This is a genomic window from Nonomuraea bangladeshensis (genome assembly GCF_039529455.1).
Taxonomy (GTDB): domain Bacteria; phylum Actinomycetota; class Actinomycetes; order Streptosporangiales; family Streptosporangiaceae; genus Nonomuraea; species Nonomuraea bangladeshensis.
This window is the reverse complement of the sequence record NZ_BAAAMV010000005.1, coordinates 208,960-229,769: the sequence shown is the minus strand read 5'-3', so window position 1 is coordinate 229,769 and position 20,810 is coordinate 208,960. Positions and strand designations below refer to the sequence as shown.

Annotated in this window: 18 protein-coding genes; 14 read left to right on the top strand and 4 right to left on the bottom strand. The window is 72.2% G+C overall.

The features are described 5' to 3' along the window. Positions 1–15 precede the first annotated feature (15 nt). Positions 16–1,464, top strand: a complete 1,449-nt coding sequence (locus ABD292_RS16890; protein ID WP_344208202.1) for an oligosaccharide flippase family protein — start codon at positions 16–18, stop codon at positions 1,462–1,464. Then, positions 1,465–2,358 (top strand): glycosyltransferase family 2 protein, encoded by an 894-nt coding sequence (locus ABD292_RS16885; RefSeq protein WP_344208200.1) that lies wholly within the window; start codon positions 1,465–1,467, stop codon positions 2,356–2,358. Here ABD292_RS16885 and ABD292_RS16880 read toward each other — a convergent pair. Further along, positions 2,321–3,463, bottom strand: coding sequence for an acyltransferase family protein (locus ABD292_RS16880; RefSeq protein WP_344208199.1), 1,143 nt, complete (start codon positions 3,461–3,463; stop codon positions 2,321–2,323). The genes ABD292_RS16885 and ABD292_RS16880 overlap by 38 nt on opposite strands. A gap of 132 nt (positions 3,464–3,595) precedes the next feature. Here ABD292_RS16880 and ABD292_RS16875 point away from each other — a divergent pair, with 132 nt between their 5' ends. Continuing rightward, a complete protein-coding gene (locus ABD292_RS16875) occupies positions 3,596–4,417 on the top strand; it encodes a GumC domain-containing protein (RefSeq protein ID WP_344208198.1) in 822 nt (273 codons plus the stop codon). A gap of 3 nt (positions 4,418–4,420) precedes the next feature. Here the strand turns inward: ABD292_RS16875 and ABD292_RS16870 are convergent, their stop codons facing one another. Further along, positions 4,421–5,221 (bottom strand): 2OG-Fe(II) oxygenase, encoded by an 801-nt coding sequence (locus tag ABD292_RS16870; protein WP_344208197.1) that lies wholly within the window; start codon positions 5,219–5,221, stop codon positions 4,421–4,423. A 153-nt stretch (positions 5,222–5,374) separates the two neighbouring features. On the opposite strand from ABD292_RS16870, the gene ABD292_RS16865 reads away from it, so the two are divergent. Then, positions 5,375–6,088 carry a hypothetical protein gene (locus ABD292_RS16865; RefSeq protein ID WP_344208196.1) on the top strand — a complete coding sequence of 238 codons (714 nt, stop codon included), beginning with the start codon at positions 5,375–5,377 and terminating at the stop codon, positions 6,086–6,088. Beyond that, positions 6,085–7,452, top strand: coding sequence for an O-antigen ligase family protein (locus ABD292_RS16860; protein WP_344208195.1), 1,368 nt, complete (start codon positions 6,085–6,087; stop codon positions 7,450–7,452). Before ABD292_RS16865 ends, ABD292_RS16860 begins: the two co-directional genes overlap by 4 nt. Here ABD292_RS16860 and ABD292_RS16855 read toward each other — a convergent pair. Next, complete coding sequence (locus tag ABD292_RS16855) at positions 7,391–7,939, bottom strand: dTDP-4-dehydrorhamnose 3,5-epimerase family protein (protein ID WP_344208194.1); 549 nt, start codon at positions 7,937–7,939, stop codon at positions 7,391–7,393. The genes ABD292_RS16860 and ABD292_RS16855 overlap by 62 nt on opposite strands. A gap of 206 nt (positions 7,940–8,145) precedes the next feature. On the opposite strand from ABD292_RS16855, the gene ABD292_RS16850 reads away from it, so the two are divergent. The 3 genes from ABD292_RS16850 to ABD292_RS16840 are packed head-to-tail and all read left to right on the top strand — an operon-like array spanning position 8,146 to position 12,298. Then, positions 8,146–8,880: a WecB/TagA/CpsF family glycosyltransferase gene (locus ABD292_RS16850; protein ID WP_344208193.1), complete on the top strand. Its 735-nt coding sequence runs from the start codon at positions 8,146–8,148 to the stop codon at positions 8,878–8,880. A 2-nt stretch (positions 8,881–8,882) separates the two neighbouring features. Next, on the top strand, positions 8,883–10,967 hold the full coding sequence (locus tag ABD292_RS16845) for a glycosyltransferase (protein WP_344208192.1): 2,085 nt from the start codon (positions 8,883–8,885) through the stop codon (positions 10,965–10,967). Then, the gene (locus ABD292_RS16840; protein ID WP_344208190.1) at positions 10,964–12,298 is read left to right on the top strand and encodes a hypothetical protein; all 1,335 of its coding nucleotides are present in this window, start codon (positions 10,964–10,966) and stop codon (positions 12,296–12,298) included. The genes ABD292_RS16845 and ABD292_RS16840 overlap by 4 nt, the downstream gene beginning before the upstream one ends. Here ABD292_RS16840 and ABD292_RS16835 read toward each other — a convergent pair. Next, a complete protein-coding gene (locus ABD292_RS16835) occupies positions 12,295–13,131 on the bottom strand; it encodes an AfsR/SARP family transcriptional regulator (RefSeq protein WP_344208189.1) in 837 nt (278 codons plus the stop codon). The genes ABD292_RS16840 and ABD292_RS16835 overlap by 4 nt on opposite strands. 385 nt (positions 13,132–13,516) lie before the next feature. Between ABD292_RS16835 and ABD292_RS16830 the strand changes: the two genes are divergently transcribed. The 6 genes from ABD292_RS16830 to ABD292_RS16805 are packed head-to-tail and all read left to right on the top strand — an operon-like array spanning position 13,517 to position 20,809. Further along, positions 13,517–15,484, top strand: a complete 1,968-nt coding sequence (locus tag ABD292_RS16830) for an Agd3-related carbohydrate-binding protein (RefSeq protein WP_344208188.1) — start codon at positions 13,517–13,519, stop codon at positions 15,482–15,484. Then, positions 15,481–16,890, top strand: a complete 1,410-nt coding sequence (gene pelF / locus ABD292_RS16825) for a GT4 family glycosyltransferase PelF (RefSeq protein ID WP_344208187.1) — start codon at positions 15,481–15,483, stop codon at positions 16,888–16,890. The genes ABD292_RS16830 and pelF overlap by 4 nt, the downstream gene beginning before the upstream one ends. Further along, positions 16,887–18,293 carry a hypothetical protein gene (locus ABD292_RS16820; protein ID WP_344208185.1) on the top strand — a complete coding sequence of 469 codons (1,407 nt, stop codon included), beginning with the start codon at positions 16,887–16,889 and terminating at the stop codon, positions 18,291–18,293. The genes pelF and ABD292_RS16820 overlap by 4 nt, the downstream gene beginning before the upstream one ends. Positions 18,294–18,315: 22 nt before the next feature. Next, positions 18,316–19,044 carry a sugar phosphate nucleotidyltransferase gene (locus ABD292_RS16815; protein ID WP_344208184.1) on the top strand — a complete coding sequence of 243 codons (729 nt, stop codon included), beginning with the start codon at positions 18,316–18,318 and terminating at the stop codon, positions 19,042–19,044. Next, positions 19,041–19,910, top strand: a complete 870-nt coding sequence (locus tag ABD292_RS16810; RefSeq protein WP_344208183.1) for an NAD-dependent epimerase/dehydratase family protein — start codon at positions 19,041–19,043, stop codon at positions 19,908–19,910. Before ABD292_RS16815 ends, ABD292_RS16810 begins: the two co-directional genes overlap by 4 nt. Beyond that, the gene (locus ABD292_RS16805; RefSeq protein ID WP_344208182.1) at positions 19,907–20,809 is read left to right on the top strand and encodes a glycoside hydrolase family 191 protein; all 903 of its coding nucleotides are present in this window, start codon (positions 19,907–19,909) and stop codon (positions 20,807–20,809) included. Before ABD292_RS16810 ends, ABD292_RS16805 begins: the two co-directional genes overlap by 4 nt. Position 20,810 lies beyond the last annotated feature (1 nt).

Sequence of the window (20,810 nt, the reverse complement as noted above, 5' to 3'; positions counted from 1 at the left end):
ACAGGAAAGGAACGCATGGAGGAGACGGAACGTGTCGAGGAGGTAGGCGTCCGGGCGGGCCGCGGGCTGCGCTGGACCGTACTCGGCAGCCTGGTGACCCGGGCCGGCTCCTTCGCCATGGGGCTGGTGCTGGCCCGGCTGCTCGCCGCCGACGACTTCGGCGTCTACGCGGTGGCGCTGGCGGCGACGCAGATCGTCATGCACGTCAAGGACATCGGCATCCAGGCGGCGATCATCCACTGGCGGGGGCGCGTGGAGGACATCGCGCCCACCGCCAGCGTGCTCAACTTCGCCGTCACCACCCTGGCCTACGGCGGGTTCTGGCTGTTCGCGCCGGTCTTCGCGCGGCTGTCCGGCAACGAGGAGGCCACCGGCGTGGTGCGCCTGCTCACCGCGGTCGTCCTCATCGAGGCGTTCACCGCCGTGCGCAGCGCCACCCTCCTGGTGCGCTTCCAGCAGGACCGGCTCACGCTCGCCATCATGATCGGCTTCGTGGCGAACGCGGCGGTGGCGGTCAGCCTGGCCTTCGCCGGCGCGGGCGCGTACGCCTTCGCCTGGGGCCAGGTCACCGCCTCGCTGGTCACCGGCGTGCTCATCTTCTTCTGGGGCTGGCTGCCGATCAGGGTCGGCTGGGACCGCGCGACCGCCGGCAAGCTGCTGCGGATCGGCATCCCTTCGGCGATCGGGTTCGGGCTGGAGGCCCTGCTCATGAACGCCGACTACGTCATCGTCGGCAACGTGCTCGGGGCCGAGCAGCTCGGCTACTACCTGCTGGCATTCAACGTGTCGAGCTGGGTGCCGGGGATCATCGGCACCGCGCTCCGCTACGTGTCGCTGCCCAGCTTCTCCCGTCTGTCGGAGGACCCGGCGGCGCTGTCGGAGGGGGTGCGCAGGTCGGTGCCGGTGATGGTGGCGTTCGTGCTGCCGCCCGCGCTGGTGATGGCCTTCCTCGCGCATCCGCTCATCACGTTCCTGTACGGCGAGCGGTGGGACTTCTCGGCCGGGGTGCTGCGCTGGCTGGCGGTCCTGATGGTGGTGCGGATGCTCATCTCGTACCTGGCGGTGGACATCCTGACCGGGCTCGGCGCGACCAGGACCACCGTCTGGCTCAACCTCGGCTGGGCGGTCGTCCTGCTGCCGGCCCTGCTCGCCGGGGCGCACCTCGGCGGGATCCGGGGCGCGGCCGTCTCGCACGCCCTGGTCGCGGTGCTGGTCGCGGTGCCGATGGCGGTGTTCGTCCTGCACCGCGTGGGGGTGCGGCTCGCGCCCGTGCTGCCCGGCCTGGTGCGCCCGGCCCTGGGTGCGGTCGCGGCGGGGACGGTCATGGCCGTGCTGGAGGGCGTCACCCGGGGCGGGCACGCGCTCGTGCAGCTCGGCGTGGCGGGCGGAGCGGGGCTGCTGGTCTTCGTGCTGGTCGTGGTGCCGGGCGCCGCGCTGAGGAAACTCGTCACTAGGAGCGCTTGAATGTCCTTCGCCGACTCGCTGGTCTCCGTGGGGCTCCCCGTCTACAACGGGGCCGCCCGCATCGAGGGGACGATCCGCTCGGTGCTCGCCCAGGACCACCAGAACCTTGAGCTGGTCGTCTGCGACAACGCCTCGACCGACCGCACCGAGGAGATCTGCCGCGACTGGGCCGCGAGCGACCCCCGCGTGGTCTACCACCGGCAGCCGGAGAACATCGGGCAGTTCCCCAACTTCGCCGACGCCATCAGGCGGGCGCGGGGCGAGTTCTACCGGTGGGCGGGCGACGACAACTGGCTGGCCCCCACGTACGTCTCCCGCTGCCTGGAGGTCTTCGCCGCCGACGAGCGCCTGCTGCTGGTCACCACGCAGCAGGCGTACGCGTGCCCGGACGGCTCGACCAGGACCGCCCCCTACACCGGCACCGGCTACCTCGCCGACGACCCGGTGGACCGCTTCGCCGAGTGCCTGCGCGTGCTCAACGAGGACCCTCTCGTCATGGACCCCCTCTACGCCCTCATGCGCCGCGACCGGATCATGCGGGTGGACCGGGGCCGGGCCATGCTGCGCGAGGACGAGATCTACGCGGCCCGCATGGCCCTCGCCGGGCCGTGGGGCCACGTGCCCGAGATCCTGGCCGGGCGGGAGTGGGAGGTCCAGCAGCAGGGCGACATCGCGCGCAAGCTCGGGGTGCCCGCCTGGCAGGTCCGCGTGGCCCTGCTGCTGCAGTGCAGGGAGCTGTTGCGGGCCCTCGGCGAGGTCGGGCTGACGCCCGCGCAGCGGCGGAGGGGGCGGGCGCTGGTGGCCGGGATGTACCTGCGCAGGCACGGGGTGACGGCCGTGCGCAGGGGCCGCAAGCTCATGGCGACGACCCGGCTGCTGGGGGCGGGCCGGTAGCGGGCGTGCGCGTCCTCCCCGTGAATCGGGCGCGCAACGCGGCCGCGCTGCGGTAGCGCTGGAACGGCAGCTCGAACGCCGCGGCGAAGCCCCACGCGAACAGCACCGACGCCGGCGCGGCCACCGCCAGCAGCGCGAGCAGCCGGCCCGTGCCCGGCTCCAGCAGCGGGGCCACGAGGAAGTGGTTCACGGCGACCACGATCGGCGCGTGGACCAGATAGAGGCTGTAGGAGAAGGAGCCGAGCGTGCGCACCGGCCGCGTGTCGAGCAGGCGCACCAGGGGCCGGGGCCGCCCCAGGGCGACCGCGGCGAGCAGCAGCCCGGCGGCGGGCGCGAGCGCGAGGTCCACCCAGAAGAACCTGGCGACCGTCCACTCCGAGCCCTGGACCACGATGAGGACGAGCACAGGGAGCGCCGCCCCGGCCGCCGCCCAGTGCAGCGGGAGCCGGGTCCGCGCCCGGAGCACGCCGGCCGCCAGCACGCCCGCCGCGAACAGCACCGCGAACTGCGGGGTCAGCCGCATGAGCAGCCCCACAGCCGGCACGTACGCGGCCAGCACCCCCACCGCCACCACCACGACGGCGACCACGCCCGCCATCGCCCACGCGCCGAGCCGCCGCACCAGGAGCAGCAGGAGCGGGAAGACGAAGTAGAGCTGCGCCTCGACGGCGATCGACCAGAGGGCGCCGTTGGGGCTGGGCGAGCCGATCACGTCCTGGAGCAGCAGCCCGTACACGACGACCGTCTTCGCGGTCGGGACGGGCTGGCCGGGCTGCGGCACCAGCAGCCAGGCGACCGCCAGGCTGAACAGCAGCGCCGCCCAGTACGGCGGCAGGATGCGCCAGGCACGGCGGCGGGCGAAGCGGCGCAGGCCGCCGAGCCGCCAGCCGGAGCGGGCGGGGGAGACCGCGAGCGAGAAGCCCGACAGGGCGATGAAGACGACGACGGCGAAGTGGCCGTAGAGCAGCCAGCCCGCCCAGCCGGGCCCGGTGTCGGCGGGGAAGCCGGGGAAGGACAGCAGCCAGCAGTGGTGCAGGACCACGAAGAGCGCGGCGAGGCCGCGAATCCCGTCCAGCCCGCCGAGCCGCGTCCCGCCCCCGTCCATGCCCACTCGGATATATCGCGATCTGCCCGGCTTACGTAACAAGCAAGTCGAAAGGCGCGATGTCCTGATTGGAACGGTATTTCTGGGGGGATGAACGACGTCCCGTTGCGCTGCAAATCGGGCTGGGGATATATGGAATTTTGGACGGCCATTCTGGGTCTTGCCCGCAACAAGTTCGTCGCCGTACCGGTGGCCGTCCTCACCGCGGCGCTGGCCGTCACGGGATATCTCGTCCTGCCCGAGCGGTACGTCGCCAGCGCCTCCATGGTCCTGGTGACCCCGTCGGGCGGCGGCTCGATCGACCGGACCAAGCCGCTGGCCCAGACCAACCCGCTGCTGCAGTTCTCCGACGACCTCAGGACCACCGCCAGCATCCTCATCCTGGCCATGAACTCGCCCGACGTCTTCAGGTCCGTCGGCGCCCCCGAGGACGGCCCGGTCGAGCTCACCATCGACGACGGGCGCACGAACCCGACCCTGCTCGGCGTCGGCACCACCGGCCCGTTCGTCTACGTCGAGGTCGAGGCCGCCTCCAGGGCCGAGGTGACGAAGGTGCTGGCGGCGGCACAGGAACGGCTCCGCGAGGAGCTGGAGGACCGGCAGAACGAGCTCAAGGCGCACCCCGTCACGTTCGTCCAGCTCGACGACGTGGTGCGGCTCGGGCCCGACGCGGATCTCGCGCCCAAGCTCCAAGGGGCGGTCGGCGGCGCGCTGCTCGGCCTGGTGGCGGGCTTCGGCGCGGCCTACGCGGCCGTGCGCGGGAAACTGCGCCTGCCCGCCCGCCTCGCCCCCGAACCCCCTGCTCAGGAGAACAGGGAGAACGGGGAGAACAAGGAGAACGGGACCTTCCAGAAGACCGGCAGCCTGAACGGCCGGACCCCGCACGACCCGGCCGTCGATGACGCCGAGACCGGTCCCATCGACGTCATCAGCGGCGGCGGCGGCGACCGCTGAGCCCTACTTGCGCGGCCCGACCAGGTCGGCCAGCGCGGGCGGCACCCACCGCCTGGCAACCTGGCGGAAGCTGCTCTTCCACTCCTCGCCCGGCCGCTGCTTGAACTGGGTGTCGTGCTCGTCCAGCGTCTCGTCCTCCGGCCGCCCGTTCGTGTAGTAGTAGAGCGCCATCGAGCGCCGGGCCCGGTCCTCCGGGCAGGTCAGCGGCTCGGGATGGCCGTGGTTGGCGTCGTCGGTGGTGGCGAAGACCACGAAACGGTTGAACACCGGCAGGATTTTGTGCTCGCAGCGGGTCATGTCCTTGTTCCAGAGCTGCAGGTGCCCGCCGTAGGACTCCTCCCAGTCCTTGTTGAGGTAGAGCAGGCCGTTGAGCCGGCGGTCGAGGTTGAGCCTGCGGTGCCGGTTGAAGTCGACGTGCACCTTCAGGTAACCGCCCGGCCTGATCTGGTGCAGGCCGCCGCCGTCGTAGTGCGGGTCGGACACCAGGTGCTCGATGCCGGTGAGCCGTTCGAGGAAGTCGACGAACACCTGCCCGTTGAACTCCGACAGCAGGTGCCGGGTGGCCGGCCCCATCTTCTCGGTGTCGGCGAGGGCGAGCTTGATCTCGCGGGCGTTGTCGAAGCGCTGCCACTCGACGTCGCGCGGCTCGGGGAACTCGGCGAGCACCGGCTCCAGCGCCTCGGGAGGCAGGAAGTCGTCGATCACCACGTGCCGGAAGGGACTGGCCTTGAGGAACGACTCCCGCAGGCTGTCCGCCAGCGGAAGGAGATTGTCACGTTTGAAGGTGAAGTCGGAAATCGGCATCGATGCTCCCCACCCTACGGAAATGGCGTGAAATGCCCCGGGTGTGACATCGTGAAATAAGGTGATCTCGTTACGGATTTTCCAGTAACACCGGATACGCCCGACGCCGATGTCCGTATCGAGGGTTTCATCCGGTTCAGGAGGGAAAACGCCTTGGACTTCTGGGGGACGGTCCTGGTCGTGTTCCGGCGCTGGTACGTCACCGTACCGGCGTTGCTGCTGGCCCTCGGCGGCTCGTTCGCCGTCTACCGCACCGTCCCGACCATCTATCAGTCGGGCGCGGTCCTCGTGCTCACCATCCCCGTGACCGGCGGGAGCGTTCCAAACGATCCCGCCTACCCGAACCCCCGTACGAACCCGCTGCTCAACTACAACGGCTCGCTCAACGTCGCGGCCTCGATCCTGCTCCAGGCGCTGAGCGCCCCGGAGACCGCCGCCCGGCTGGGGGCGCCGCCCGGCGGCGAGACCACGTACGTCGTCCACAACGGCAGCCCCAACCCCGAGCTGCTGGCCAGCGGACCGTTCGTGATCATCAACGCCAGGTCGCCGTCCGCCGAGACCGCGCACACGCTGGTCTCCCGGCTGGTCGAGCAGGCGCGGAGCGAGCTCGCCGCCCGCCAGGCCGTGCTGGGCGCGCCCGTGAGCACCTACATCCAGCTCACGCCGATGGTGCCGCCCACCGAGCCGCAGGAGCAGCGCGGCGGCAAGAGCCGCACGGCCGTGGCGGTGCTGGCGCTCGGCCTGTTCGCCGCGCTGACCGCCGGCTACGCGATGGAGAGCCTCGCCGCGGCGCGACGCCGCAGGCGGGCCGGGCCGGGTCCCGTCGAGCCGGCAGAGCGCGCCGAGCCGCTGGCGCTGCGCCCGTGAAGGCGATCGCCCTCACCAGGACGGAGCCCGTGGCAGGGCTGCCCCGGCCGCACCCGGCCGACGGGGCCACGCTGGGCGTCGTCTTCGTGGTCATCCTGATGATCGTCCCGGCCCGGCTGGTGTTCCGCGGGCTCTCGTTCGCCATCACGCCGGCCGAGGCCGTGGGGCTGTTCGCGCTGGTGTGGTGGTTCTGCGCGCAGCTCACCACCACGCTCGGCGCGGCCAAGGGCCGCACCCTCGTCCGCAGCGCGGTGTTCGTCTACGCCTCCTCGCTGATCGCCACCTACGCCTACGCCGCCGCCGGCAACCTGCCGAGGGACGAGCTCGACCTCGCCGACCACATGCTGGTGAGCGCGTTCGCGATGATCGGGATCGTGCTGCTCGTCGTGGACGGCGTACGCGGCCGGGCCCGGCTCGACCTGGTCCTGAAATCCGTCGCGGTTATGGGCGCGGTGCTCGGCGTGATCGGCGCGGCGCAGTTCCTGCTGAGGTTCGACCCGACCCCGTACATGGTGCTGCCCGGCCTGCGCTTCACGCAGGAGGAGCTGTTCGTCGTGGAGCGCAACGGGCTGAGCAGGGTGGCGGCGACCACCGGGCATCCGATCGAGTTCGCGGTCGTGTGCGCGATGATCCTGCCGATCGCGCTGCACTTCGCCTTCCAGGCGCTCGAACGCCGCCAGCCGCACCTGCGCTGGTGGCTGTGCGCGGGGCTGATCGCGGCCGGGATGGTGTTCTCGGTGTCGCGCTCGGCCTTCGTCGGCGTGGCGGGGGCGGCGGCGGTGCTGCTGGTCGGCTGGCCGCGCCGGCGGCGGCTGCTCGCGCTCGGGGCGATGGTGGTCTTCCTGGGCGCGGTCAAGGTGGTCGTGCCGGGGGTGCTCGGCGCGATCCTGGACCTGTTCACGGGCCTGTCCACCGACTCCAGCCTGCGCTGGCGGACCATGGACTACGCCGCCGCGGCCACCGAGATCTCCCGCCACCCGTGGCTGGGCCGCGGCCTCGGCACCTGGTACGCCCCCAAGTACCTGGTCTTCGACAACCAGTACATCCTCACCACGGTCGAGACCGGGATCATCGGCGTGCTGGCCTTCGCCGGGCTCTTCCTGGCCGGGATCTGGTCGGCGCTGCGCGCCCGCCGGCTGCTCACCGACCCCGCCGACCGCGACCTCGGGCTGACGCTGGCCGCCTGCCTGGTGGTGCCGCTCATCGGGGCCGCGACCTTCGACCTGCGCTCGTACGCGGTGATCACCGGGCTGTCGTTCCTGCTGGTCGGCTCGGCCGGCGCGCTCGCCCGCGAGGCCCGGCTCAGCCGAGCAGCCGCGCCTGCGCCTCCCGCCACGACCCCGCCGCCAGGTCCCGCGCGCTGATCGCGGTCACCGGCAGCGGCCAGGCGACGGCCAGGTCCGGGTCGTCGTAGCGGACCGAGACGTCCTCGGCCGGGTCGTGCTCCCTGTCGATGCGGTAGCAGACGTCGGCCTGCTCGGTGAGCGCCTGGAAGCCGTGCAGGAAGCCGCGCGGCACGTACAGGCAGGCGAAGTCCTCGTCGTCGAGGCGCACGCTCATGCTCCTGCCGTACGTCGGTGAGCCGGGCCGGGCGTCCACCAGCACGTCGTGGATCGCGCCGCGGGCGCACCTGACGAGCTTGGCCTCGCCGCGCCCCACCCGCCCGTGCAGGGCGCGGACCGTGCCGAGCCGCGAGCGCGACTGGCTGTCCTGGATGAAGGCGGCGGGGTCGAGACCGTGTTTCCCGGCGATCTCCGCGTCGAACGTCCGGGTGAAGAACCCCCGGTCGTCGTGGTGCGGCGTCGGGACGAAGAGAAGGACGCCGTCGAGGGCGCCGCGCTCCACTCTCATGCCCCTCATCCTGCTGGCGGGCCCACACTTACTGCCAGACCCACACGTAACGGATTTCTCCGTAATGCCGATGATTCGGGCGAAAGGTCGGGCTGGGCTGGGCTGGGCCAGGGCGAAGGAGCGAGGACATTCCGGCAGACCCCTTCACGGACCCCTTCACCACGGCCGGTCCTCCCGCGCGCGTGCGCGTGGGAGCCGTGCACGTCATGGCCGTCACCGAGACCGGAGTGGCCGACCACGTCTCCCGCGAGTGGGCCGCAGGCCGGGGCGGCGCGATCGTCACCGCGAACGTGGACATCGTCCGCGCCGCCACCCGCGACCCGGCGCTCGCCGCCCTCGTCGCCCGCGCGGAGCTGGTCGTCGCCGACGGCATGCCGGTCGTGTGGGCGGGCCGGCTGGCCGGCACCCGGATCCCTGAGCGGGTGACCGGCGCCTCGCTCGTGCACACACTCGCCGGGCGAGCCGCCCGCGACGGCCGGCCCGTCTACCTGCTCGGCGGCGACGAAGGAGTGCCGGAGGCCGCCGCGCGGGCCCTGTTGGAACGTTACCCGGCGCTGCGGATCGCGGGCACGCACTCGCCGCCGTACGGGTTCGACGCCGACCCCGCCGCCCGGAGCGCGGTCGTCGAGCGCGTCAGGGAGGCCGGGCCCGGCCTCGTGCTCGTCGGACTCGGCTTCCCCAAGCAGGAGCGGCTGATCACGGAGCTGCGGCCCGAGCTGCCCGCCGCCTGGTTCCTGGGCTGCGGCGCGGGCATCGCGATGGCCGCCGGCCAGTTCAGCCGCGCCCCCGAGGCCCTGCAGCGCGCGGGCGGCGAGTGGCTGCACCGGCTCGCGCTCGAACCGCGCCGCCTGCTCCGGCGCTACCTGCTCCACGACGCCCCCTTCGCCGTGCGCCTGCTGACCGGCGCGCTCCGCGCCCGTCTCCGTCTCCTGGGAAGGTGAGCATGCTGGCGATCGTCATCGTCACGTACTTCAGCGAGCGCGTCGTCGGCGACTGCCTGCGCTCGCTCCAGGACGCCGGCGCGGGAGACGCCCGGGTGCTGGTCGTGGACAACGACTCGGCCGACGGCACGGTCGCGGCGGCCCGCGCCGCCCTGCCCGCCGTCGAGGTGGTCCCGACCGGCCGGAACGCGGGCTTCGCCGGCGGCGTGAACGCGGGGATCGCCGCCGCGTCCGGCTGCGACGTGCTCGTGCTCAACCCGGACATCCGCCTCGCCCCCGGCGCGATCACCGCGCTGCGCGAGGCACTGACCGTGCCCGGCACCGGGATCGCGGTGCCCCGGCTCACCGCCGAGGACGGGACGGTCCACTTCTCGCTGCGCAGGAGACCCACCGTGCTGCGCGCGCTCGGCGAGGCGCTGCTCGGCGGCCACCGGGCCGGCCGGGTCCCGGCGCTCGGGGAGCTGGTCGTGGCGGCGGGCGCGTACGAGCGGCCGGGCACCGCCGACTGGGCGACCGGCGCGGCCTGGCTCGTCTCCCGCGCCTGCCTGGACGCGCTCGGGCCGCTGGAGGAGCGCTACTTCCTCTACTCCGAGGAGACCGAGTACATGCTGCGGGCCGGCGAGCACGGCTTCGCCGTCCGCTACGAGCCGCGGGCGCACGCCGTGCACCTGGGCGGCGAGCAGGGCACCTCCAGCAGTCTCTGGGCGCTCGCCACCGCCAACCGGGTCCGGCTGCACCGCGAGCGGCACGGCCGGGCCCGCGCCCTCGCCATGCGCGGCGCGGTGCTGCTCAACGAGGCGATCCGGGCGCTCACCCGGCACGGTGCGGGCGGCGCCAAGCACCGGGCGGCCCTGCGCGCCCTCGTCCGCCTGCCGCGCTGGCCAGAGCAGCCGGGCGCGACCGAGCAGCCGGACGCGGCCGACCCGCCGAGGACCGCCGACCCGCCCGGGTACGTCTGCTTCGCCGCCCAGGACTGGTGGTACCACAACCGGGCGCACTCCGACTTCCAGCTCATGCGCGCCCTCGCCGGCCGGCGCAAGGTGCTGGTGGTCAACAGCATCGGCATGCGCATGCCCGCGCCGGGCACCACCACCCACGTCACCCGCCGCGTCCTGCGCAAGCTGCGCAGCGTGGCGAAGTTCCTGCGGCAGCCGTTCCCCGGCTTCCACGTGATGTCGCCGCTGCCGCTGCCGTTCTACGGCTCGCCGGTCCTGCGCCGGGTCAACGCCCTGCTCGTACGCGCCCAGGTGCGGGCGGTGTGCCTGGCGCTCGGCCTGCACCGCCCCGTGATGGTGGTCACCATCCCCACGGCCTGGGACGTGGTGCGCCCGATGCCCCGGCACGCGCTGCTCTACAACCGCTCCGACCGGCACTCGGCCTTCCCCGAGGCGGACGCCGCCGTCATCGGGGCGATGGAGAACGAGCTGCTGGCCCGCGCCGACCGGGTCCTCTACGCGAGCCGCACGCTGATGACCGAGGAGCGCGAGCTGACGGGCGAGCGGGCGTGCTTCCTCGACCACGGCGTGGACGCCGACCACTTCACCCGGGTCGCGGAGCCGCCTCCCGACCTCGCCGCCGTGCCGGGGCCGCGCGTGGGGTTCTTCGGCGCTCTGGACGAGTTCGTCGTGGACGTCGGGCTGCTCGAACGCCTGGCGGCCGAGCTGCCGCAGGCCTCGCTCGTGCTCATCGGCGACGCCACCGCGCCGATGGAGCGGCTGACCGCCCATCCCAACGTGCGCTGGTTCGGCTTCGTGCCCTACGAGCGCATCCCGGCGTACGCGTCCGGCTTCGACGTGGCGATCATGCCGTGGCAGGACAACGCGTGGATCAGGCACGCCAACCCGATCAAGCTGAAGGAGTACCTGGCCTTGGGCCTGCCGGTGGTCAGCACGGACTTCCCCGAGCTCGCCCACTACCGGGACCGGGTGCGGGTCGCGGCCACGCCCGAAGCGTTCGTGGCGGCCGTCAAGGCCGCGCTGGCGGAGGGCGGCCCGCGGCCGGCCGCCGAGCTGCGGGCGTCGGTGCTGGGGATGTCCTGGTCGTCGCGGGCCGACCGGCTGTTGGAGCTGGCCGAGGGGGAGCGTTGACGCGGGCGAGCCGGCTGGTCCTCGCCGCGGTGGCGCTGCTCGCCGCCGCGGCCCTGGTGTGGGTGGTCGTCGGCAGGTCCGAGGGCGAGCCGGGCCCGCGCCCGTCCGGCACGGCCGCCCCCCGCCCGGACGTCGCCGGGCTGCCCCGCGTCCCGTGGGAGGGCGGCCCCGCCTACTACGACCGCTTCGCGAGCACCAAGGCCGCCGGCTGGACGAACCCGGCGTTCTTCCCCATCGGCGTCTGGTACGAGTCCGTCATCACCCAGGACGACGTGAACAAGGACGTCGAAGCCGGCATCAACACCTACATCGAGCTGACCGAGACCAGCGACATGGCGCTGATCAGGAAGAACGGCCTGTTCGCCGTTCCCAGCAAGCCGCTGAAGGACTACGGGGCCGAGACCGTCGCCTGGCTGATCACCGACGAGGCCGACATGTGGGCCGGCCCCGGCGACGACGGCTGGACCGGCAACTTCCCCGGCGAGGGCCCCCTCTGCATCCCGGACGACCCGCACAAGGAACGCTGCGGCTACACCGTCATGAAGACGCTGAAGGACCGGCTGCCCAAGGACGGCCGCCCGCACTACGCCAACTACGGCAAGGGCGTCATGATCTACCAGAACGACCGCCAGGCCGGCCGGTTCGTCAACGACTACACCGACCTCGTCTCCCTCGACGTCTACTGGTACACCAGCTACTTCGCCTGCCTCGACGGGCAGAACTGGCTGCACTGGGCCGGCGAGGACCGCTGCCGCCGCGCGGCCAACTACGGCCTGCTCATCGACCGCCAGCGCAAGCTGGACGCCCTCGACGGCAAGCTCCAGCCCATCTACGCCTTCGTCGAGGTCGGCCGCCCCGCCGCCGAGGACCGTCGGCAGATCGAGCCGGACGAGGTCAAGGGCGCGGTGATGAGCTCGCTGATCCACGGGGCCAGGGGCGTCATCTACTTCAACCACAGCTTCGGCGGCCCCTGCCAGAGCCAGCACGTGCTCCGCGACGCCTGCGGCGTCACCACCCGGCCCGCGGTCATCGAGGTGAACCGGCAGATCAGGCAGCTCGCCCCGGTGCTCAACACCCAGTCCGTCGAGTACGACTTCGGCCCCGGCGTGGACACCATGCTGAAGGCGCACCAGGGCGCGTACTACCTGTTCGCCATGCCGTCGGCGGAGGGCCGGCCGGGAGCGCACACGTTCGCGCTGCCCGGCGGCCTGTCACCCGGTCAGGTCGAGGTGATGTTCGAGAACCGGCGCCTGCCCGTGGACGCCTCAGGACGTTTCACCGACACCTTCACCAGCGAGAGCTCCTATCACATCTACCGGATCACGCCCTAGTGGCGGCGGGGGCCGCAGTGCGGGCAGCCGCGCCCGTGCCGGGGGCCGGCCCGCCGGTGCACGAGCCGGCCGTGCGGCGCCGCCCGCCCCGCCGACAGCGAGGAGTCGCTGCTGAGGATGGCCGCGTGCAGCTTGCGCAGCTCGGGGCCTGGCTCCAGGCCGAGGTCCGTGGTGAGGATGCGCCGCCCGGACTGGTAGACGTCCAGCGCCTCGGCCTGCCTCCCGCTGCGGTAGAGCGCCAGCATGAGCTGCCCGCGGAAGGTCTCGCGCAGCGGGTGCTCGCGTACCAGCGTGGACAGCTCACCCACCAGGGCGGCGTGCCGGCCGAGCCGTAAGTCGGCCTCCACGCGCTCGCCGAGCGCGGCCAGCCGCAGCTCCTCCAGCCGGGTGGCCTGGCGGTGCAGCAGGTGGATGTCGTCCAGCCCGGACAGCGCCGGGCCGCGCCACAGGTCGAGGCCCGCGCGGAGCAGGGCGCTGCCCGTCGCGTCGTTCCCGGAGGCGAGCGCCGAGCGGCCCTGCCGGACCAGCAGCTCGAACCGGCGGGCGTCCACGTCCTCCGCCGGCACCCTCAGCCGGTAGCCCGTGGCCTGGTGGGCGATGGGGACGTGCTCGCCGAGCGTGCGTCTGAGCCGGTGGAGCTGGAGACGCAGGCGCTGTTGCCCGGCGTCACCGGCCTCGGCTCCCCACAGTGCGTCGATGAGGACGTCGCTGTGCGCGACGGTCCCGTCGTGGCAGAGCAGCAGGGCGAGGAGGCTGCGTTGCTTGACCGAACGCAGCGGCACGAGGCCGCCTGCGCCGGTCGCCTCCAGCGCGCCCAGGATGCGGAACTGCATGGTTCCCCCAGCTGCACGTATCCGATCTTCTTTCGCTGACGAAGGATATGCCGCTCGAATGCGCCGTAAAACGCTCGTGAGGAAACTGTGTTGAAACGTAAATGAAATTGGTCATCCGCACACTCGGGAACTGGCTGATGGTCCGTACGTCAGTCATCGGAGCATTCGTGCCATCAGTGCCGAATGGGGGGATATGGTGGGTTCTTTTCGGCATTTCCGAAAGACGGCTTTTGCGCCGTCGAGGCGGGCGCTGGCCCTGGTCAGCGCCACCGCCATCATCATCGGCCCGAGCGCCGCGCCGGCGCTCGCGGCCACGCCAGAAACCGAGACCGGCGATCATCACGCGCACGCCGCTCCTTTGCGTGCGCCCATTGATCGTCAGAAAGTGGAGAAACTCGGGCCACTTCCGGCGAAAAAAGGCACAATTCCGGTAGAACGGTCCACGACGGCCGCTCGCTCCTCCGCCGCGCTCGCCGCCGCCGCCAACGACCGCGTCGCGCTGCGCGTGCTCGTGGTCGCCGTGGACGAGGACGACTGGGGCGTCGCCACCTGGCGCTCGGTGCTGGGCCGGGTCGGCGCCCAGTACGACGTGCTCTACAGCAAGACCCAGCCGCTGACCGCCGCCGACCTCGTGCAGGCCGACGGGACCGGCAAGTACAACGCGGTCCTGCTGACCAACAACTCGCTGCTCTACAACGACGGCTCCGGCTACGTCAGCGGCCTCGACGCCACGGAATGGAACGCTCTCTGGGCCTACGAGCGCGACTACGGCGTCCGCCAGGTCTCCCTCTACACCGCCTACGGCACCTTCCCCGAGGACTACTGCCTGCGCGCCGGCAGCGAGGGCGGCGTCGGCACCACCCCGATCTCGACCGCGCTCACCACGACCGGCGCCGGCGTCTTCGACTACCTCAAGAACACCGCGAACGTCCCGGTCTCGCAGTCCTACGTCTACCGCTCCACGCTGGCCTCGGGCTGCACCGCCGACGCCGTGCTGACCAGCGGCTCCGACGTGCTCGGCGTCCGCAGCACGTCCGCCGACGGCCGTGAGCGCATGGCGCTGACGTTCACCTCCAACCAGTACCTGCCCCAGGCGGACCTGCTCACCTACGGCCTGTTCCGCTGGGCCACCAGAGGGCTGTTCCTCGGCGAGCAGCGGCACTACCTCAACGCCGACGTGGACGACTGGTTCAACAACACCGACCACCTGTACGCCGACGGTCACCTGGAGACCAGCCCCGGCTACCGGCTGACCTGGTCGGACGCGGTCAGCACGTACAACCAGCAGAACAGCTTCAAGTCCGCCAACGCCCTGGCCAACGCCTTCAAGCTGAACATCGCCTACAACGGCGAGGGCTCCGACCAGTACGCCCTCCCGTCCTGCCTGCTCCCGATCCTGCTGCAGGACGCCCTCACCAACTACTCGCGCTGCCGGGCCTCCTCCTTCACCTGGGTCAACCACACGTTCTCGCACCCCAAGATGAACTCCACGGACTACGCGACGAGCCGCGCGGAGATCCAGGACAACCTCACCAGGGCCGCCGCGCTCGGCCTCTCCGTGGACCCGACGGTGCTGAAGACCGGTGAGTACTCCGGCCTCGGCGTCTACCACCCCGACCCCAACAACGACATCGACCCGCCCACCGACTACGGCCTGGCCGCCTCCAACCCCAACCTGCTGCAGGCCGCCAAGGACCTCGGCGTGAAGTACCTGCACGGCAACATGTCGTTCGCCAGCCACCAGCCGTCCTGCTTCAACTGCGGCATCCGGCACCCGCTGCAGCCCGCGGTGATGGTGGTGCCCGACTGGCCGACCAACATCGCCTACCACACGACCACGGCGGCCGAGGAGACGCTGTTCTACAACTCCTACTACGGTCCGAGCGGCAAGTTCCCCTACTGGCCGGTCAACCAGACCTACACCCAGGTCATCGACCACGAGAGCGACGTGGCGATGCAGCACGTCATGTCCGGGTCGGTCTACACGCACACCTTCCACCAGGGCAACCTGCGCAACTACGGCTCCAACCGCAGCCTGGTCTTCGACTGGCTGAACGGCGTCATGGCCAAGTACAACACCTGGTACAAGGTCCCGCTCCTCACGCCGAACTGGGGCTCGCTCGCCCAGTACGTCGACCAGCGGACCACGCACTTCGCCGGCCTGTCCGGCGTCAGCGCGGTCTACGACCGGGTGGCGGGCACGGTCACCTTCACCGCCACCGGCAGTGACGCCGCCGTCTTCGCGACGAACGTCAACGCCGCCGGCGCCACGGCGTACGGCACCGACAAGGTCGCCCGCCTCACCCTCACCGCCGGGGTCCCTGTCACCGTCCCCGCGAGCGTGCGCCCGTGAAGGTGACGCTGGTGTCCGAGGGCACCTACCCGTTCGCGATGGGTGGCGTCAGCGTCTGGATGGATCAGCTCATCCGGGGCATGCCGGACTACCGCTGGGACGTCGTGACGATGACCGTGGACGGCGAGGAACGGCCGGTGTGGGACCCGCCGGCCAACCTCGAACAGGTGGTCTCCGTACCACTGTGGGGCAACGTGCCCCGGCGCCCCTCGCGGGCGCCGGGGGGCGCTTTCACCGAGGCGTACGGACGCTTCCTGGAGATGGTGCTGACGCCGGCCGTCATGGGCGACGGCAGCGCGGAGTTCCTGGCGGTGCTGGAGTCGCTGCACCGCTTCGCGCACGAGGGCGGGGACCTGCTGGGCGCGCTCACCGCCAACGAGTCGCTGACCCAGCTCATGGACGCCTGGTACTGGAACAGGACCGACGGCCTCACCCTGGCCGACGCCATCACGGCCGGGGACCTGATGGGGCACATGCTGCGCCCGCTGGCCGAGCCGGCGCCGCGTACGGACCTCATGCACGTGGCCATGAACGGCCTCAGCATGCTGACCGCGATGTCCGCCAAGTGGCGGCACGGCACCCCGATCGTGCTCTCCGAGCACGGCGTCTACCTGCGCGAACGCTACCTCCAGTACGTGGACGAGCCGGTCTCGCACGCCGTCAGGGTGCTGCTGCTCAGCTTCTTCCGCCGCCTGGCGGGGGCGGCGTACGTGGCGGCCGACCGCATCGCGCCGCACTCGTCGTACAACCGGCGCTGGCAGATCCGCAACGGCGCCGACCCGGACCGCATCCGGATCATGTACAACGGCGTGGACCCGGACGAGTTCCCGCCGGTCGAGTCGGCCCCCGACGAGCCCACGCTGGTCTTCATGGGGCGCATCGACCCGCTGAAGGACCTGCACACGCTGCTGCGCGCGTTCGCCATCGTGCGGGAGAAGGTGCCCGACGCTCGGCTGCGCATCTTCGGCGGCGTGCCGGACGGCAACGAGCCCTACCACGAGAGCTGCCTGCAGCTCGCCGAGGAGCTGGGGGTCACGGACGCGGCCCGGTTCGAGGGCCGCGTCACCACCCCCGCCGTCGCCTACCACGCCGGCGACGTCGTGGCGCTGACCAGCATCTCCGAGGGGTTCCCCTACACGGTGGTCGAGGCCATGGCGTGCGGCCTGCCGGTGGTCGTCACCAACGTCGGCGGGGTGGCCGAGGCGGTCGGCGAGGCCGGGATGGTGGTGCCGCCGCGCGACCACGTGGCCGCCGCCGAGGCGATGGTGCGCCTGCTGCGCGACACCGGGTTGCGTCGCCGGCTCGGCGCGCTGGCCCGCGAGCGGGTGCTCGAACGCTTCACCCTGCGGCAGTCGCTGGACGACTACCGCTCGGTCTACGAGGAACTGCTGGGGGTCACCGCATGACCGCTGTGGAGCCGTCGACGTCGCGCTCCATGGACGACCTCATCGAGCCGATGGGGACCGGCGCCTTCCGCGCCGTCGAACCGCTGCAGGTCGCGGCGATGCTGGAGTCCCAGGGGCTGAGCGACAGGATCGCCCGCGAGCGGTACGGGCACGACGACGTGTTCTCCCTGGCCGAGGCCGCGTACACGCACATCAGGACCCTGGACAGGCCGCGCCCGCCGGTCGCCGAGGCGCCGCTCAAGCGGGCCAGGCCGTTCGCCCAGATGCTGCACGGGCTGCTCTACGGCCTGCCCGCCGCGCTGCTGCCCGCGGCCTCCGGGCTCGTGGGCGCCCAATGGCTGATGCCGGGCCTGGTGCTGACCACCGGGCTCGGCTGGGTGATCGGCAGCGGGGCGGCGCACCTCGCGTACACGCTGGTGGGGCGGGGTTATCCCCGCTCGGCCGGGCGGGTGTTACGGACCGGGCTGCTGCTCGGGGTGCTCGGGGCCACGGTGACGGCCGGCCTGCTCGCCCTCGCCATGGGCGGGCCGCTCGCGCTGGTCGCGCTCTGCGTCACGCAGGTGGCCTTCCAGATCGCCTCCGGCATGCTGCTGTTCTACCGGCGCGAGCTGTGGCTCGGCGTGATCATGCTGCCCGGGGTCATCGCCGGCCTCGCCTACGTCGGCCTCGCCGACCGGTGGGTGGGCCTGCTGGCGGTCTGCGTCGGCGTGGTGTGCGTGGCCGGCGTCGTCGGGGCCGCGCTGCTGCTCACGCTCGCGCAGGGCGAGGCGACCGGGAAAGAGCCGCCGCTGCGCCGCCTGTCGCGATCCCACCTGCGCGGGCTGCTCCCCGCCCTGGCCTGGGCCACGCTGACCGCGCTCTTCCTGCTCCAGGCCGAGGCCCGCTACGTGCTCGACCGGAGCGACATCGCCGTCGCAGGCGCGGGGCTCGTGCTCGGCATGGGCCTCCTGGAGTACCGGGCGCACCGGTTCGACGACGACGCGCGGGCCTCCGTCCGCGACGTCTGCTATCCCGCCGACTTCACCCGCCGCGGCCGGTGGCTGGTCGCCAAGGGCCTGCTGACCTGCCTCGCGGCGCTGTCGGTGCTCTCCGCGCTGCCGCTGGTCTTCCTGCACGTCACCGGCGGGCTCACCCCGGAGAGCGTGACCATGGCGGTCGCCCACGTGACCGTCGGGGGCGCCTACTTCGTGGCGTTCCTGATCGCCAACCAGGGCAAGGTCGTCCATCTGTGCCTGGCCCAGGCGGCGGCGCTGGCCGTCCATCCCTTGGGGCGGCTCCTGCTGCCGGGCGGCGGCTCCGCGCAGGCCGACGTGCTGCTCTTCGCCGCCGCCTCGCTGCTGTTCCTGCTGATCCTGCTGGTCCTCATGAGCCGCGGACTCAGGGACGTCAGGAAGTACCGCTGAACCATCGACCGGGAGGCTTCCCATGCACGTCGTCATCCTCGCAGGCGGCAAAGGAGTGCGGCTGCGGCCGTACACCTCGGCGCTGCCCAAGCCCCTGGTGCCCATCGGGGAGGAGTACGCGATCCTCGACATCATCCTCCGGCAGCTCACCAGTCAGGGCTTCACCCGCGCCACGCTCGCGGTCGGCCACCTCAGCCCGCTCATCCGCGCGTTCGTGGGCGACGGCTCCCGCTGGGGGCTGGAGGTGGACTACACCGAGGAGGTCACCCCGCTGTCCACGATCGGGCCGCTCTTCCCGATCAGGGACCGGCTGCCCGAGCACTTCCTGGTGATGAACGGCGACGTCCTCACCACGCTCAACTACGCCGAGCTGCTGGCCAGGCACGTCGAGGCCGGCGCGCCGCTGACCGTGGCGACCTCCCCGCGGGTCGTGAAGATCGACTTCGGGGTGCTGGAGACGAGCGGCGGCCAGATCACCGGCTTCCGGGAGAAGCCGCTGCTCAGCTACCTCGTCAGCATGGGCGTCTACGCGCTGTCGCGCGAGACCATCGCCCACTACCCGGACGGCATGCCGTTCGGCTTCGACGAGCTGGTGCTCGACCTGCTCGCCCACGACCGGCCGCCGGGTTGCTTCGAGTTCGACGGCTACTGGCTCGACATCGGCCGGCCCGACGACTACGACGAGGCCAACGCCCGGTTCGAGGAGATCCGCTCGCTGCTGCTGCCGACGGATCGGGAAAGGGTTCGATGAGCACTGTCGTCGTCTTCGGGTCCACCGGCTTCCTGGGCCGCCCGGTGGCCGAGCTGCTGGCGGGCGATCCCCGGGTGTCCCGGCTGATCCGCCCGCGCCGGGCCGAGCTCGACCTGCTGGCCGCCGCCCCCGCCGACGTGGCCGACCTGCTGGGCGAGAGCCGCCCGTCGGTCGTGCTCAACTGCGTCGGCCGGATGTCCGGCCGCTACGACGAGCTGGTCCGCGGCAACGCCGGGGTCACCGCCGTGCTGCTGGAGGCGCTGGCCGCCGCCGCGCCGCGCGCCCGGCTGGTCCGGCTCGGCTCGGCCGCCGAGTACGGCCCCGCCCTCCCCGGCACCGCCCAGCGGGAGGACGACCCTGCCCGCCCCACCGGCGCGTACGGCATCAGCCACCTGGCCGGCACCCTGCTGGTCGAACGGGCCCGCGAGGTGGACGCGATGTCCCTGCGCGTGTTCAACCCGGTCGGCCCCGGGGTGTCGGCCGCCAACGTGCTCGGCCGGGTCCGCGACCTGATCAGGGCCGCGACCGGCGACATCGAGCTGGGCCCGCTCGACGCCACTCGCGACTTCGTGGACGTGCGCGACGTCGCCGCGGCGGTGGTCGCCGCCGCCTTCGCCGACGACCCCGCCGAACGGGTGATCAACGTCGGCAGCGGCCGGCCCGTGCCCGTCCGGCAGGCGGTCAGGCTGCTCGCCGCGGCGAGCGGCTTCGCCGGCGAGATCCGGGAGAGCGCCCCCGAGTCCGGCCGCTCCGACACGAGCTGGAGCCAGGCCGACACCGGGCGGGCGCTGCGCGTGCTCGGCTGGCGGGCCGGCGTCCCGCTGACCGACTCGATCAAGGCCATGACGGCGGAGGAGAGCGCGTGAGGCGGCTCTGGACGGCCGTGCTGCTGGCCGGGCTGCCGGCCGCGCTCACGTCCTGCGCGCCCCGCGTCCCGCTGACCGAGGTGCGCTCCTTCACCTACGTCCTGCAGAACTACCCGGGCGGCCGGCTCGACACGGTCGCCCGCGCCCCGCACCAGCTCGCCATCGTGGACCTGTCCCGCGACGGCACCACGGCCGGCTACTTCTCCGCGAAGGAGGTCGCCAAGGTCCGGGACACCGGCAAGACCGTCCTCGCCTACTTCGAGATCGGCAGCATCGAGCGGTTCCGCACCGAGGCCCGCACCCTGCCCGCCGACCTGCGGCTCAACCGCTGGCTCGACTGGCCGGAGGAGCACTTCGTCCGCTACTGGGACTCCCGCTGGTGGGACCTCGTGCTGCGGCCGCGCGTCGACCAGGCGCTGCGGGCCGGGTTCGACGGGGTCTACCTCGACACGCCGCTCGCGTACGAGGAGATCCACCTCGACCGCGTGCCCGGCGAGACCCGCGCGAGCCTCGCCCGCCGCATGAACGAGCTGATCGTCAGGATCAGCAGGTACGCCAAGAAGGTGCGCCCCGGCTTCCTCATCGTCCCGCAGAACTCGCCCGAGCTGCGCCTCCAGCCGGGCTACGTCGAGGCGATCGACGGCATCGGCATGGAGGAGCTGTTCTTCCGCGCCACCGGCCGCCCGTGCGACACCGGCTGGTGCGCCGAGAACCTGGCGCACGCGCTCGCCCTGCGCAAGCTCGGCAAGGCCGTGCTCGCCACGGACTACGCCACCCGCCCGGCCGACGTGGCCGCGGCCTGCGCCCGCTACCGCCGCCACGGCATCGCGGGCAACGTCACCGTGGTCGAACTCGACCGCGTCAGTCCCCTCTGCACCGCTGCGAAAGAAGGAGCTTGAG